Origin of the sequence: Streptomyces olivaceoviridis (genome assembly GCF_014650115.1) — a bacterium.
In the GTDB taxonomy this organism is placed as follows: Bacteria; Actinomycetota; Actinomycetes; order Streptomycetales; family Streptomycetaceae; genus Streptomyces; species Streptomyces olivaceoviridis.
Genome location: NZ_BMUI01000017.1, coordinates 1 through 15008, shown reverse-complemented (window position 1 = coordinate 15008; position 15008 = coordinate 1). Strand labels below are relative to the sequence as shown.

11 protein-coding genes and 1 pseudogene are annotated in these 15008 nt (G+C 75.5%); 5 read left to right on the top strand and 7 right to left on the bottom strand.

The features are described from left to right. Window positions 1-25: 25 nt before the first annotated feature. Window positions 26-2764 (top strand): SpoIIE family protein phosphatase, encoded by a 2739-nt coding sequence (locus IE273_RS27765; RefSeq protein WP_229887621.1) that lies wholly within the window; start codon window positions 26-28, stop codon window positions 2762-2764. A 59-nt stretch (window positions 2765-2823) separates the two neighbouring features. Next, on the top strand, window positions 2824-4152 hold the full coding sequence (locus IE273_RS27760; protein ID WP_189817911.1) for a hypothetical protein: 1329 nt from the start codon (window positions 2824-2826) through the stop codon (window positions 4150-4152). Window positions 4153-4163: 11 nt separating this feature from the next. On the opposite strand, the gene IE273_RS27755 is transcribed toward IE273_RS27760, so the two are convergent. The 3 genes from IE273_RS27755 to IE273_RS27745 form a co-directional block, all read right to left on the bottom strand. Beyond that, window positions 4164-4400 (bottom strand): hypothetical protein, encoded by a 237-nt coding sequence (locus tag IE273_RS27755; protein ID WP_030640804.1) that lies wholly within the window; start codon window positions 4398-4400, stop codon window positions 4164-4166. Between the two features lie 98 nt (window positions 4401-4498). After that, window positions 4499-6004 carry an FG-GAP repeat protein gene (locus tag IE273_RS27750; protein ID WP_189817910.1) on the bottom strand — a complete coding sequence of 502 codons (1506 nt, stop codon included), beginning with the start codon at window positions 6002-6004 and terminating at the stop codon, window positions 4499-4501. Between the two features lie 154 nt (window positions 6005-6158). Next, window positions 6159-7997 (bottom strand): glycoside hydrolase family 15 protein, encoded by a 1839-nt coding sequence (locus IE273_RS27745; protein WP_189817909.1) that lies wholly within the window; start codon window positions 7995-7997, stop codon window positions 6159-6161. 220 nt (window positions 7998-8217) lie between these two features. On the opposite strand from IE273_RS27745, the gene IE273_RS27740 reads away from it, so the two are divergent. Continuing rightward, on the top strand, window positions 8218-8424 hold the full coding sequence (locus IE273_RS27740) for a hypothetical protein (protein WP_189817908.1): 207 nt from the start codon (window positions 8218-8220) through the stop codon (window positions 8422-8424). A 126-nt stretch (window positions 8425-8550) separates the two neighbouring features. Here the strand turns inward: IE273_RS27740 and IE273_RS27735 are convergent, their stop codons facing one another. The 4 genes and pseudogenes from IE273_RS27735 to IE273_RS45265 all read right to left on the bottom strand — a co-directional run. Further along, on the bottom strand, window positions 8551-9039 hold the full coding sequence (locus IE273_RS27735) for a DUF5709 domain-containing protein (protein WP_189817907.1): 489 nt from the start codon (window positions 9037-9039) through the stop codon (window positions 8551-8553). Between the two features lie 476 nt (window positions 9040-9515). Next, window positions 9516-10370, bottom strand: a complete 855-nt coding sequence (gene prcB / locus IE273_RS27730; protein WP_189817906.1) for a proteasome subunit beta — start codon at window positions 10368-10370, stop codon at window positions 9516-9518. 73 nt (window positions 10371-10443) lie between these two features. Then, window positions 10444-11391, bottom strand: a complete 948-nt coding sequence (locus IE273_RS27725; protein ID WP_189817905.1) for a lysylphosphatidylglycerol synthase domain-containing protein — start codon at window positions 11389-11391, stop codon at window positions 10444-10446. 818 nt (window positions 11392-12209) lie between these two features. Continuing rightward, window positions 12210-13271: pseudogene (locus IE273_RS45265) on the bottom strand (hypothetical protein); the annotation flags it as partial. A gap of 173 nt (window positions 13272-13444) precedes the next feature. Here IE273_RS45265 and IE273_RS27715 point away from each other — a divergent pair. Further along, window positions 13445-13828 (top strand): BlaI/MecI/CopY family transcriptional regulator, encoded by a 384-nt coding sequence (locus tag IE273_RS27715; RefSeq protein ID WP_189817903.1) that lies wholly within the window; start codon window positions 13445-13447, stop codon window positions 13826-13828. 24 nt (window positions 13829-13852) lie between these two features. Further along, window positions 13853-14746 carry a M56 family metallopeptidase gene (locus IE273_RS27710; RefSeq protein ID WP_189817902.1) on the top strand — a complete coding sequence of 298 codons (894 nt, stop codon included), beginning with the start codon at window positions 13853-13855 and terminating at the stop codon, window positions 14744-14746. Window positions 14747-15008: the final 262 nt, after the last annotated feature.

Below are 15008 nucleotides of genomic sequence, written 5' to 3'. Positions count from 1 at the left end.
CGCCGGGCAGTGTAGACATGGGCACATGGTGCGACTGCCCGGCCGGCCCGTGACTCGGCCGCCCCGCTCTTTCGGGTACCCGCGCGCACCGCACAGCCCGCCGGCGGCGGACCGCGGCACGGGCGGGGGCCGGCCGGGGGTGCTGCGGGCGGCGGTGACCGGGCGCAGCGTGGCCGGGCAGGTGTTCGTCCTGCAAGTGGTGATCGTGCTGCTGCTGGTCGTCTCGGCGGTGGTGGCCCAGGTGCTCCAGGTGCGGCACGACATCGACACCGAGGCGAGCAATCGTTCCCTCGCCGTGGCCGAGACGTTCGCCAACGCGCCCGGCACGGCCGCCGCCCTGCGCTCCCCGGACCCCACGGCCGTGCTCCAGCCGCGCGCGGAGGCGGCGCGCAAGGCGACCGGCGTGGACTTCATCGTCGTGATGAACACCGACGGCATCCGCTACACGCACCCCAGGGCCGACCGCATCGGCAAGAAGTTCGTCGGCACCATCGCCCCGGCCGTGGCCGGCGGCACGGTCACCGAGCACGTCCACGGCACCATCGGGGCGCTCGTGCAGGTCGTGGTGCCGGTGAAGGACTCCGGTGGCCAGGTGGTGGGCCTGGTGGCGGCCGGGATCACCACCGCGCACGTGGGCGGGGCCGCCGACCAGCAGCTACCGCTGCTGCTCGCCGCGGCGGCCGCCGCGCTCGCGCTGGCGACCGCGGGCACGGCCCTGGTCAGCAGACGGCTGCTGCGCCAGACGCACGGCCTGGGGCCGTACGAGATGACGAGGATGTACGAGCACCACGACGCGGTGCTGCACGCGGTCCGGGAAGGCGTGCTGATCGTCGGCGGTGACGGCAGGCTGCTGCTGGCCAACGACGAGGCCCACCGCCTGCTGGATCTGCCGGCGGACGCCGAGCGGCGGCATGTGCTGGAGCTGGGCCTGGACGACGAGACGGCGGGGCTGCTGGCCTCGGGACGGGTCGCCACGGACGAGGTGCACCTGGTCAAGGACCGGCTGCTGGCGATCAACCAGCGGCCCACGGACCTGCGCGGCGGCCCGCCGGGCAGCGTCAGCACACTGCGCGACTCCACCGAGCTGCGCGCCCTGTCGGGCCGCGCGGAGGTGGCGCGGGAGCGGCTGAACATGCTGTACGAGGCGGGCGTGGGCATCGGCACCAGCCTGGACGTGACCCGGACCGCGGAGGAGCTGGCGGAGCTGGCGGTGCCCCGGTTCGCGGACTTCGCGACGGTGGACCTGTTCGACGCGGTGCTGGGCGGGGAGGAGCCGCAGCCGGGGACGGCGCTGCGCCGAGCGGCCTGCGCGGGCGTCCGCAAGGAGTCCCCGCTGTATCCGCTCGGCGAGCGGATCCGGTTCGTGACCACCTCGCCGCAGGCGCGGGCCCTGACGACCGGGCAGTCGGTCGTGGTGCCGCGGCTGCGCGACGACCCCGGCTGGCGGGCGCAGGATCCGGAGCGCACGGGCCAGGTGCTGGCGTTCGGCATCCACTCGATGATCACGGTGCCGCTGCGGGCGGGCAGCCTGGTGCTGGGCGTGGCGAACTTCTGGCGGGCGGAGAAGCCGCAGCCGTTCGACGCCGAGGAACTGGCCCTCGCGGAGGAGCTGGTGGCGAGGGCGGCGGTGTCGATCGACAACGCCCGCCGGTACACCCGTGAGCACAGCATGGCGGTCACCCTCCAGCGCAGCCTGCTGCCGCGCAGCCTGCCCGAGCAGGGCGCCCTGGACATCGCCTACCGCTATCTGCCGGCCCAGGCGGGGGTGGGCGGCGACTGGTTCGACGTGCTGCCGCTGTCCGGTGCCCGGGTGGCCCTCGTCGTCGGGGACGTCGTGGGGCACGGGCTGCACGCGGCGGCGACGATGGGCCGGCTGCGTACGGCCGTGCACAACTTCTCCTCGCTGGACCTGCCGCCGGACGAGCTCCTGACCCTGCTGGACGAGCTGGTCGGCCGGCTCGACCAGGACGAGGCACCGGTGGCGGGCGCGTCCGTGGTGACGGGCGCGACCTGTCTGTACGCGATCTACGATCCGGTGTCCCGGCTGTGCACGATGGCCCGGGCCGGCCATCCGCCGCCCGCGCTGGTGCGGCCGGACGGCGGCGTGGAGTTCCTGGACGTACCCGCGGGGCCGCCGCTGGGCCTGGGCGGGCTGCCGTTCGAGACGGCCGAGCTGGAACTGCCGCAGGACAGCCGGCTGGTGTTGTACACCGACGGTCTGGTGGAGGACCGGGAGCGGGACATCGACGAGGGGCTGGGCCTGCTGCGCGACGCGCTGCTGCGGACGCCGGGAGCCTCCCCCGAGGACACCTGCCGTACCGTGCTGGACCGGCTGCCGGCCCGGCCGAGCGACGACGTGGCGCTGATCGTCGCCCGCACCCGGGTGCTGGGCGACGACCGGGTCGCGCAGTGGCAGGTGCCGTCCGACCCGGCGGCGGTGTCGGAGGTGCGGGCCTCGGTGACCCGGCGGCTGTCCGACTGGGGCCTGGACGAGCTGGCGTTCACGACGGAGCTGATCCTGAGCGAGCTGGTCACCAACGCCATCCGCTACGGGCGCGGCCCGATCGGGGTACGGCTGCTGCGCGACCGCACCCTGATCTGCGAGGTGTCCGACCGCAGCACGACCTCGCCGCATCTGCGGTACGCGGCGAGCACCGACGAGGGCGGCCGGGGCCTGTTCCTGGTCGCCCAGCTCGCCGAGCGCTGGGGCACCCGGTACACCCCGCACGGCAAGGTGATCTGGGCGGAGCAGCCGCTTCCCTGAGCGTGCGGGGCGGGGAAATCGTTTGAGGACCCGCCGGCCCGCGGGCGATGATCTCCGGCATGTTCTCGCGCAGGAATCGCCGCACCGCCCGGCCCACGTCGCCCGCGCTCCGCACCGCCTGGGACGCCCTGGACGCCGGTGACGTACCCGGTGCGCTGCGGCAGGTGCGGGCGGCCGGGGAGGACCAGCCGCTCGATGAGGTGGCCCTGGTGGTGGCGCGGGCGGCGGGCTCGGCCGGGTTCGACGATCTCGCCGACGCGTCGGCCGCGCTGGCCGCCGCCCCCGAGGACCCCCGGGCGCTCTACGACTTCGGGTACGCGTGTGTCGAACGCGGGGTGCCGGATCTGGCGATTCCCGCGCTGCGTGCGGCACTTCGCCTCAGCGGCGGGGCGCTGCCGGTGCTGCGGGAGCTGGTGTCGGCGTACGAGGACGAGGGCCGGCACCGGGAGGCGGTGGCCGAACTCGCCCGCCACGAGGACCGTCTGGCCAACTGGCCGGACCGCTATCTGCTGGTGTTCAACGCCGTGCTGGGGGGCGATCTGGAGCTGGCCCGGCGTCAGCGCGCGCTGCTGCCCGACCCGGAGGACGAGCGGTGGCGGCCGGCGCGGGACCGGCAGGACCGGATGCTGGCGCGGGCCGCCGACGCCGGGCGGGCGGGCCGGCTCGACGCGGCCGATCTGCGGGGCTGGCAGTACGTGCTCGGCGGCACGGTCCTCGGCACGCTGTCCCCGTACGGCTACGGCGCGGGCATGAACGGCCGCTACGCCTGGTTGCAGGACACCCCGGACCAGTGTCTGCGCGGCCTGCTGCGGCTGCGGGACCTGCTGGCGGCCACCGGGGTGCGGCCCCGGTCGGTGTCGCTGCTGCCGGACCGGGACTCGCGCGTCCTCGGGCTGGCGGCGGCCGAGGTGCTGGGCCTGCCGGCGGAGCCGTTCGCGCCGGGCCGGGCGGACACGGTGGTCGTGGCGTACGACCTCGACGGGCTCGCGGTGCACGACGGCGGGCCGGAGCTGGTCGGGGAGCTGGTCGAACGCGCCCCGGGGCAGGTGCTGCACGCGCACGCGTGCTGCTGGACGGACCCGCCCGCCGTCACCCCGGACAGCGCCGCCCTGCTGCACCAGTCGGTGGTGGCGCCGTGGGGTCCGCAGCTGCGCGGGTCAGCGGACGGCGGGGTCGAGCGGGGGCCGGCGGACGACCGGCCGGAGGCGGAGATCGCCGCCGGGATCACCGCGGCGGACCCGTCGCCCGAGTCCGGGGACGGCGACGGCCCGGCGGACGGCGACACGGAGTTCGCCGCGTTCGCCACGGCCGTGAGGGGCACGTGGCTGCGCGGTGAACGGGCGCGTGTGCGGTCCGCCGGGCCGGTCCCGAGTTCCCGGTTCGCCTGAGCGAGCGGCGGTCAGCCGCCGTTGAGCCGCGAGCGCAGCAGCTGCTTGCCCAGCTCGGCGCCCTTGCGGCTGTCGGACTGTGCCTTGCGGAAGAGCTCCACGACCTCGTTGTCCTTGTCGCGCTCGGCGTCCTGGATGTACTGCTCCAGACGCAGGGCGTTGCTCAGGCACGCCTCGACGTACCAGATCAGGTTGTAGTCCTTGTCGCGGGTACCGGTGACGTCGCCGGTCTCGCTGGTGCTGGTCATCCGGGGTCTCCTCCTTCTGTCGACCCTGTGCCGATTCCGCTGGACGTCGCCCCGGGTACCCGTGCGACCTGCGGGCACACCGGCCGATCGGGCCGTTGCTACTCGTCGATCACGGCGCCGAAGCGGGCTCCGTGGGCGGTGCCGCCGAGCGCGGCGGCACCGTAGGACCAGGAGCCGTCGGCGAGCAGCCCGCCGCCGCTCGCGGGCAGCAGCCACACCGCGCCGTCGCCCGCGTTCTCGCCGGGCGCGGCGGCCACCAGTTCGGCGCGGCCGTCGCCGTCGGTGTCGGCGAGCCGGACCTGGGCGCCCCAGGCGTCGTCGGCCTCGGCGGTGCCGGGGACGCCCGGGGTGTTCTGGTCGAAGGACTGGGTGTGGCTGCCGCTGAGACCGGTGCGGGAGCCGGGCAGCAGCCAGACCGCGCCGGCGTCGGCGACGGTGCCGATGTCCTCGCCGGGCGCGCCGACCGCCGCATCGGCGTAGCCGTCGCCGTTCACGTCGGCCACGGACAGGTCGGCGCCCCACGCGTCGCCGTCCTCTGCGGTGCCGGGGACGCCCGGGGAGTTCTGGGACCACCACTGCGGGGCGGTGCCGGGGCCCTGGGTGCCGGCCGGGCCGCCGTCGCCGCCGTAGTAGACCCCGACCAGGCCGCCGGGTGCGTCGGCGTCGCCGGTGGCCTCGTCGGCGGCGCTGAGCTGGCCGACCACGAGGTCGTCGTAGCCGTCGCGGTTGATGTCGCCGGAGGCCGTGCCGAGGCCGCCGTGCAGGTCCCGCCGGTAGGCGAGGCCGTCGGGGCCGCCCGCGTAGTACGCCGACCAGCCCTTGGTGTAGTCGTCGTCGGGGCTGTAGCCGGAGACGACGAGGTCGGCGAAGCCGTTGCGGTCGTAGTCGCCGGTGGTGACGTGGCCGGGCTGGAGCCGGTGGCCGGTGGAGTGCGGGGCGCCGACCTGGCGCAGGACTCCGGCGTGCCAGGTGAACACGGTGAGGCCGACGTTCTGGTCGACCACCACGAGCTGGTCGGAGTCGATGTCGCCGGTGAACCGGGCGGCGGCCACCGACAGTCCGAAGCGGGCGCCGGCGGCGGGCTTCGCGGCGGTGACGGAGGCGTTCCGCTCCGCTCCGAGCCCCTTCGCGGAGCCGTACAGGACGGTCACCCGGCCCGCGTCGGCGACGGTGCCCTCGTCCTCGCCGGGCGCGCCGATCACCGCGTCGTCGTAGCCGTCGCCGTTCAGGTCGCCGGTGGCGACGGCCTGCCCGAAGTCGTCCCAGGCCTCGGAGGTGCCGGGCACGCCCCGGGTGGACTGGCTGATGACCTGGACCCGGCCCTTGGGGACGGTGGCGTCGGTGCCGATGCCGTTCGGCGCGCCGTACTGCACGGTGACGTAGCCGGCGCCCTCCTTGCCGTCGACGGTGCCTTCGGGGACGCCGGTGAGCAGGTCGGTGTAGCCGTCGCCGTCGAAGTCGCTGTTGCGGTCGGCGGCCGTGGTGCCGCCGGGCACGCCCGCGAACGCGGCCGGGGCGGCGAGGATGCCGGCCGAGGCCAGCAGCAGGAAGGAGGCCGCGGCGACGGCGGCGGAGCCTGCGGTGCGTCGGGTGTTGCTGGTCATGTCCCTTACCCCCGAGGGTGATCGGTGATCCGTCGGCCGGCTGGTCGGGGCCGGCGCTTGGTTCGACCCGGCGGGGGCGGGGGTGGTTGTGGTGCGCGGACGCGCTGTGACACGGCGGTGACAGAGGTGGCCCGACCGGGACGTGCGGGCGGCCTCAGCCGAGGGCGCGGTCCAGGTTGAACGCGGCACTGATGAGGGACAGGTGGGTGAACGCCTGCGGGAAGTTGCCCTGTTGCTCGCCGGTGCGGCCGATCTCCTCGGCGTACAGGCCGAGGTGGTTGGCGTAGGTGAGCATCTTCTCGAAGGCCAGCCGGGCCTCGTCGAGCCGGCCGGCCCGGACCAGCGCCTCGACGTACCAGAACGAGCAGATGGAGAAGGTGCCTTCGTCGCCGCGGAGTCCGTCGGGGCTGGCCTGCGGGTCGTAGCGGTAGACGAGCGAGTCGGAGACGAGGTCCTCGGTGAGGGCATCCAGGGTGGACAGCCACTTGGGGTCGGTGGGGGCGATGAACTTGGCGAGCGGCATCATCAGCAGGGACGCGTCCAGGACGTCGCCGCCCTCGTACTGCACGAAGGCGCTCCGGCGCCGCGACCAGCCGCATCCCATGATCCACCGGTAGATGTCGTCCCGGGCCTGGCGCCAGCGGCGGTGGTCGGCGGGCAGCCCGCGGTGGGTGGCCAGGCGGATGGCCCGCTCGATGGCGACCCAGCACATCAGCCGCGAGTACGTGAAGTCCTTGCGCCCGCCGCGGGTCTCCCACACGCCCTCGTCGGGCTGGTCCCAGTGGTCGCACACCCAGTCGACCAGGCGGCACACGTCGTCCCACTGGCCGCTGGAGATGGGCTGGGCCCACTTGTCGTAGAGGTAGATGGAGTCGATCAGGGCGCCGTAGATGTCGAGCTGGAGCTGGCCGACGGCGGCGTTGCCGACCCGGACCGGGGCGGAGCCGAGGTGGCCCTCCAGGTGCGGCAGTTCGCGTTCGGGCAGTTCGGTGCGGCCGTCGATGCCGTACATGATCTGCAACGGGTCGGAGCCGTCGCCGCAGCCGGGGCTGATGTGCGTGGTCAGGAACCGCATGAACGCCTCGGCCTCGCCGGCGAAGCCGAGCCGCAGCAGCGCGTAGACGGCGAAGGCGGCGTCGCGCACCCACACGTACCGGTAGTCCCAGTTGCGCTCGCCGCCGAGCTGCTCGGGCAGGCTGGTGGTGGGGGCGGCGACGATGGCGCCGGTGGGGGCGTAGGTGAGCAGCTTCAGGGTGAGCGCGGAGCGGTGCACCATCTCGCGCCAGCGGCCCCGGTAGCGGGACTGGTGCAGCCAGCGCCGCCAGTAGGCGACCGTGGCGTTGAACTGGTACTCCGCCTCGGCGTGGGCGCAGCCGCGCGGGGACACCTCGCCGTCGACCTGGTCGAGGGCGAACACGGCGGACTCGCCCTCGCCGAGCTTGAAGTCGGCGCGCACGTCGCGCTCGTCGCACTCCAGGGCGACGGTCGAGGTGAGCGACAGCGACTGGGCGGGCGACTCGAACACCACCATGCCGTCCAGGGGGCGCACGGTGTGCGCGGCGGCGCCGTAGTCGAAGCGGGGGGCGACCAGCGTCCGGAAGGGGACGGTGCCGCGGACGCACACCACGCGCCGGATCAGCCGGTGCCGGCCCCCGTCCCCGGGCCCCTCGCCGGCGATCGGCATGAAGTCCTGCACCTCGCCGACCCCGTCCTCGGTGAAGAACCGGGTGATCAGCACGTTGGTGTCGGGGAAGTAGAACTGCTTGGTGCGGGCCGGCACGGCGGCGGCCAGCTCGAACCGGCCGCCGCGCTCGGCGTCGAGGATCGCCGCGAAGACGCTCGGGGAGTCGAAGGCCGGGCAGCAGTACCAGTCGATGGTGCCGTTGCTGCCGACCAGGGCCACCGTGCGCAGATCGCCGATGAGTCCGTGCTCGGCGATGGGCAGGTAGCGGTGGTCACGGGGTCCGTTCCCGTGGAACGGCGAATCGGCCATCGGAGGCCTCCCGGGGAGCGGGGCGGTGCGGGCGGTATGTGCCTGATGCGAGTGTTTTCCAGCTTAGGCGAGTGGTTCGCCGTGGTGTGGGCAGGCGGTCCTCACCCGCTCCCGTGGCGCTTCCGGATGCAGGGTGCGCCGGGGAGGGCAATGGTGAGAGTGTGCCCCGTTCGAGAGGCACCGGCACGGATGCGGTCATCCGGACCGAGGAGGAGGCATCATGTCGACATCCACACCCGAAGAGTCCCGTTCGTCGGACGACGTCTGCACCCCGGACGCCCTGCTCCACTCCGCGCCCGCCCAGGACGTCACCCCGGAGGACCTGGTGATGGCGGCGGGCCGGGACGTCACACCGAAGACGCTTGACTGGGCGCGTCGCAAGCTGGAGTCGGAGGGCATGGCGGCCGTCGAGAAGCTGCTGCCCTAGGGCGATCCGGGGAGCGTAGGGACCCGAACGGGGAGACCGGCCGGACGTCGGGTCCGGCCGGTGCCCTGTGCGCGGGGTGTCACACGGAGGGCGACCGGTCCACCGCGGAGTGTCGCCGGTTGCCGCTCACTCGGGCAGTCGGGTCTCGTCCGGTACGACGTGCACCGCCGCCTCCTCCGCCCCGGCCGCCCCGGCGTCGATGCCGACGTCCTCGGCGATCTCCTCCTTGGTGGTGTCGGCGTGGGCACCCTCGTCCGGCGCGACCAGCCGGCCCGCGCGGGCCGCGCCGGCCTCGGGGTCGACCGGCTCGCCCTCGCCGCCGGGCAGGTCGCCGATCTCGTCGCCGGCCGGCGGGGTCACGTCGGGGACCTCCTGGCCGAGCCGTTCGTCCAGGCTCTCCCCCTCGTGCTGCTCGGCGGCGGTGGTGCCGTGCTTGGTGACGCCGAGGGGGCGCTCGGGCGGGGAGTAGCCCTCGTCGAGCATGTCGTCGTAGGAGCGCTCGCCGACCGCGTCCTGCAGATCCAGGGGCCCGGCGTCCTCCTGTTCCTCGTTGCTGCCCGTGGGCTGGTAGGCGTCGTCCGCCATGGGGGTCTGCTCGGACTGCTGGTCGCTCATGGTCGCCTCCTTCGGGTTCGCGGGCGGTCCTGGTCCGCGTTTCCCGTGACCGGATCATTAACCCCGCCGGCGCCCGGACAGATCGGTCGGCGGACATCCGACGCCGCGGGACTCGCCGCCGAGGCCGAGGTGGCGGGGTGCCGCGACGCCGGCGGGCGCGCCCCGACCGAACAGGTGCGGGGCGAGGACGAGGCCGGCCGTCCCGCCGCCCCTGATCCGCTCCCGCCGCGTCATGGAGCCGTGGACGCGGTGCCGGGCCGAGGGCGATCTCCCGGCCCGGGCGGGGAGGGGCGGAGCGGGATCAGGGGCAGCCGCCGCAGGAGGTGGTGTCCCTCCGGTGGCGCGGGGTGCGGCACGCCCTACAGCCTTGTGCCATCGCTCCGCACCTGCAAGCAACGTGCAGTAAAGCCCTCGGCAGCCCTTCCCCATGCGGAGGGAAAGGCGGCTCGCCGCGCCGGGGGGCCCGGCGGTGCCCGTCAGGGTGAGGCGTGCGGGCCGTCCGGGCGGCCGGCGCGCTGCCGGACCGTCTCGCGGCTCAGGTCCTCCGTCTCCGCCTGCGGGAGCCGCTCGAAGCCGTCCTCGGTGATGACCGAGACGACGGGGAAGATCCGGCGGTGCAGGTCCGGGCCGCCGGTGGCCGAGTCGTCGTCCGCCGCGTCGTACAGCGCCTGGAGCGCGGCGAGGGCCGCCTCCCGGCGGGACAGGTCCGGCCGGTACAGCTTCTTCAGGGCGCCCCGGGCGTACGGGGAGCCGCTGCCCTCGGCGTGGAAGTGCCGCTTCTCGTAGAGCCCGCCGGCCGCGTCGAAGCTGAAGATCCGGCCGCGTCCGCCCCCGGGCGCGGTGAGGTCGTAGCCGACGAGCAGCGGGACGACGACGAGTCCCTGCATGGCCTGGGTGAGGTTCTGCCGGATCATGGCCGCGAGGCGGGTCGCCTTGGCGCCGAGCGTCATCGGGACGCCCTCGATCTTCTCGAAGTGGGTCAGCTCGACCTGGTAGAGCCGCACCAGGTCGAGGGCGAGGCCGACGGTGCCGGCGAAGGCGACGGCCGTGTGGTCGTCGGCGGGGTGCACCTTCTCCAGGTCGCGCTGGGCGATGAGGTTGCCCATCGTGGCCCGGCGGTCCCCCGCTATCAGCACGCCGTCGCGGTAGGTGAGCGCGAGCACGGTGGTGCCGTGCGGGAAGCTGTCCGCCGGCACGCGGACGCCGGGCGGGAACGGGGGCGCGGTGGGCAGCAGCCCGGGGCGGTGCGCGGTCAGGAACTCGGTGAAGGACGACGTCCCCGGTGTGAAGAAGGCCTCGCTCGGCAGGCCCGCGCTGTCGTTGCCCGGCATGACTCCCCCTCCTGTGTCACACGGCAGTACCCGACTCCTACCTGAAGCGGGCCCGCGGGAAACTCCCCCGTTCTCACAGGGCCTTGCGGCGCACCAGCACCCCGAGCACCAGCAGGCCGGGGAGCAGCGGCAGCCACACGGTCAGCAGCCGGTAGCCGAGGACGGCGGACGCGGCGGCGGCGCCCGGGGTGCCGGCGGCGGTGAGGGCGAGGGCGAGGGCGGCGTCCAGCGAGCCGAGGCCGCCCGGGGAGGGCAGCAGGGCGGCGGCGCTGCTCGCCGCGAGGTACAGCAGGGCCACCTGGAGCGGCGCGAGCGGCAGACCGACGGCCCGGGTGACGGCGATCAGGACCAACGCGTGCAGCCCGGCGAAGGCCAGGGAGCCGCCCCACAGGGCCGCGGCGCGGGCCGGGCAGGCGTGCAGCGCGCGGATGTCGGCCACCACGCCGGCGAGCGCCCGCCGGCAGCGCGGCCACCAGGGGGTGGCGAGCGGGGCCGCCGCGAGGGCGACGACACCCAGGACGACGGCGACCGCCGTCGGAGAGACGGGCGGGAGGCGCAGCAGCCCGGGGCAGGCCGGGGCGAGCAGCGCGATCAGTGCCAGGCGGACGGCGGCGCTCGCGCCGGCCTTGACGGCGAGCGCGCCGGCCGAGCGGCCGGCCGGGAGCCCGCAGCGCGTCAGGAACCGCAGGTTCACCGCGCCCGCGCCGAGCCCCGCGGGCAGCAGGTGGTTGGCGGCGGAAGCGGCGAACTGTGCGGCGACCAGGCGGGGTCCGGGCAGCCGCGCTACGACGGCGCCCTGCTGGGCGAGCGCGGAGGCCGCCCAGGTGCCCGTGGCCGCGGCGGCCCCGACCAGCAGCCAGCCCTGGTCGGCGCCCGCCAGCCGCCCGGCGCCGCTCTCGACCGCGGGCCAGTGGCGGTGGGCCAGGTACAGCGCGCCGAGCAGTACGGCGAGACAGGCGCCGGCCTGCCAGCGGGCGCGCCGGCGGCCGAGGGAGGCGGTGAGCCCGGCCGGGGAGGTCATGAGGCGGCGCCCGGTACGACGTAGTAGAGCCGGACCGCGCCGACGGGTACGGACGGCCAGTCGCGGGCGTATCGGGGCGGCGCGGACCCGGCCGGCACGAGCGTGGCGACCGGCGTCCGCCGCGCGGTCCGGGTGATGCCGTCCTCGGTGGTGTTGGCGTTGGGCCCGGCGGTCGCGGCGGAGGCGCAGCCGGCGGCGAAGCCGACGGGGATGGCCTCGTGCCCGGTGACCAGACAGGGCGGCCGTACCCCGCGGCGTCGCATCTCGGCCGCGGTGCGCCCCCAGGCGTCATGCGCGGCGGTGGCCGAGCCGACCACGTGCAGGAGGACGACGAGTTGCACGGCGAGATGGACGGCGAGACAGGCACAGACCAGCACGAGGGCCAGCGGGCGCCGGGTCGGGTGGGATGGGGGGAGCCGGCCGGGGGGCGGGCTCGGACACGGGGACCGGTGCGGGGCCGGACGCGAGCGGGGGTCGGGGGTCGGGCGGGGGGCCGGATGAGGGGCTGGGCGCAGGGTCGGGAGGTCGGCCGGGGCACTGGCCGGGTCCACGGTCGGACCGTCGGCCGGGGCCGGAGGCGAGCCCGGGGCCGGACCGTCGGCCGGGGCCGGACCGTCGGCCGGGGCCGGACCGTCGGCCGGGGCCGGAGGCGAGCCCAGGGTCGGACGGTCGGCCGGGGCAGGGACCGAGGGCGGGGTCGAGCGGTGGGCCGGGTGTGTGCTCGGGCATGAGGCAGAACGCCCGCCGGGGCGCCCCGGCAAGCGCCGGGCCGGAGGCGGCGGCAGGTGTGAAGGCGAGTGCTGGGCCGGGCGGTACGACCTCGCGATCAGGTGTGCCAGTGCGTCGGCGACCGGGATCGCGAGGAGGGCGTAGGCGGGGAGCAGGAAGCGGGGTGCCGCGTAGCCGATCAGGAACAGGTAGGGGAACGCGGCGGTCGCCGCGCAGGCGAGCGGCAGCACCGTGGCCGCCCGGCGCCGTCCGCGCCAGGCGACGACCAGCGCGAGGGCGGCCAGCACGGGCAGCGCGAACCACCAGAGCGTGACCAGCGGATGCGGCAGGGCGCCGGTGCACGGCCGGCACAGCGTGCGCCCGCCCAGACCGCGCAGTTGGTCCACGACGGCGAAGTGCCAGCCCAGGCCGCCCTGGATCGCCGAGCCGTCGGACAGCCGGCGTGCCAGACCGCCGTAGCTCGCATACGCCTCGACCACCCACTCGGCGGCGCCGGCGGCGAGCCCGGCGAGCAGGACGAGCAGGGCCCGCCGGTGGCGGCGCGTCAGGCCGAGGGCGAGCAGCGGCACCGTCGCCCAGACCGCGTCCACCGGCCGCATCCACGCCATGACCGCCGCGCTCCCCGCCAGGCCCCACAGGGCGCCCCGGTCGGTGGGGGCGCGCAGGAAACAGGCGACGGCGGCCAGGGCGGCGACGGCGACCCAGTAGTTGGGCATGGCCTGCGGGCCGTAGAACAGGGTCACCCAGAGGGAGGCGAACAGGGCGCCGCCGAAGGCGAGGACCCGGACGGGGAACAGTCCCCGCCAGGCGCGCAGGGCCAGGAACAGGGCGAGGCCGGAGAGGAGGGCGAGGTAGATCCGCAGCAGGGCCGTGGACGACGACCACGCCGCCACGGGGGCGACCAGCAGAGAGACGCCCCGGGCGCGGGGTGCGCTGAAGAAGGAGGCGGGGGCGTGTCCGCTGACCTGGCTGACGTACACCGTCTCGTCCCAGCCGAGCCCCAGACCGGGGCGCACGAGGACCAGTTGGGCCAGGCTGAAGGCCGCGGCGACGGCCGCCGTCGGCCAGACGGCGTGCCCGGAGCCGGCGGACGCGCGGCGCGCGTGCTCGCGGTTCGCCGCGTCGACTGTCGCGTGCGCACTGCCGGCCATGACCACCCCTCCGTCCCCGCCCCCTACAGCCCGTAGGGCCCACGGTCACCCTACGGCCCGTAGGGCCGGAGACGGGAGTAGGGGAAAACACGGACAAACTAACGTGAATGGCCTGACCGTGCCCGCAGGCAGGGCCATCCGGCCGACGGCCCTACGCGCTGTAAGGTTGAGGCATGGCTGGCACAAGGTCCCGCGGCAGAGCGGAGCGGCGCAGCGCCGGGGAGCTGGAGAGCGAGGTGCTGGCCGCCCTCTGGGCCACCGAGCGACCGCTGACCCCGGCGGAGATCCAGCACGAGATCGATGGCGGGCTCGCGTACAACACGGTCCATACGATCCTCAAACGGCTGCACGACAAAGGGCTGGTGCTCCGGGACGCCGACGGGCGGCGCGGCGCGTACCGGCCGGCCAAGAACGCGGCCGAACTGACCGCCGAGGCGATGCACGAGGCCCTGGACCGGGGGCCGGACCCGATCGCCGCGCTCCAGCAGTTCGTGACCGGGCTCAGCGCCGAGGAAGAGCGGGCGCTGCGCGAGCTGCTCGCCGGAGACGGCGCGTGAGGCCGGACTCATGAGGTGCCGCGCATGACGTTCGACGTGTACGCCCCGCTGGCGCTGTCCCTGTTGCTGTCGGCCGTCGCTCCCGTGCTCGCCCGACGGGCCGCGCCGGCGCTCGCCGCGCGCGTGCTGGCCTCGGCCGCGGTGCTGACGGCGGCGGCCACCACCTGGTCGCTCCTCCTGCTGACCACCGCGCTGCTCGGGGACGCGCCGCCGGTGATCCGCGAGGCCCGCGAGGACGGGCACCCGCTGACCGACCCGGTGCCCACGGTGATCGGGCTCGCCGCCTGTCTGGCACTGGCGGCCGTCGCCGTGCGCGTCCACCGGGCCGTGCGCGCCGAGCGGTGCACGCGGCGCGCGCTACGGCGGCTCGGCGCGGGACAGCCGGCGGACACCGAGCTGATCGTCGCCGCCTCGGAGGTGCCGCGGGCGTTCGCCATCCCGGGGCGGCCGGGCCGGATCCTGGTCACCTCCGCGATGTTGAACGCGCTGGGGCCCGCGGAGCGAAGGGTGCTGCTCGCCCACGAACGGGCCCATCTCACGCACCGGCACGGGCTGTTGGTGTCGGCGGTCACGCTCGCGGCGGCGGCCGATCCGCTGCTGGAACCGGTGCGCGCGGCGGTCGCCTTCCTCGTGGAGCGGTGGGCCGACGAGCGGGCGGCGGCCGTCGTCGGGGACCGGCGGGTGACCGCGCGGGCGCTGGCCCGGGCCGCGCTCAGCGCGGGCCGGGCACGCGTGGGCTGCGCCCTCCAGTTCACCGACCGGGCCGTCACCCGCCGGATCGCGGCCCTCCAGACGAACCCGCCGCCGCGTCTGTGGTCCGCCGCCCTTGCCGTCCTCGCGCTCGGCACCCTCCCGGCCCTGCTCGCCGCGGACGCGACCGGCGATCTGCTGCACCTGCTGTCCGGAGCGCTCCACTGAGGGACGCGAGCCCGGCCCGGCACCGCTCAACACGCCGACACCCGGGGGGCACTCAGCCACCGCCCGGTACGTAGCCCAGGCCACCAAAGCCGACGCTCAGCACGCCGACACCCGGAGACTCTCAGCAGCCCTCCGGTGCGGGGCCCGAGCCACCAGAGACCGACGCCCAGCACGCTTTCGGCACCCGGCGACACTCAGCAGCCGCCCGGCGCGGAGCCCGTCCACCACCCGCACCCGGCCCCGTCCGGCACCCCGCCCCCCC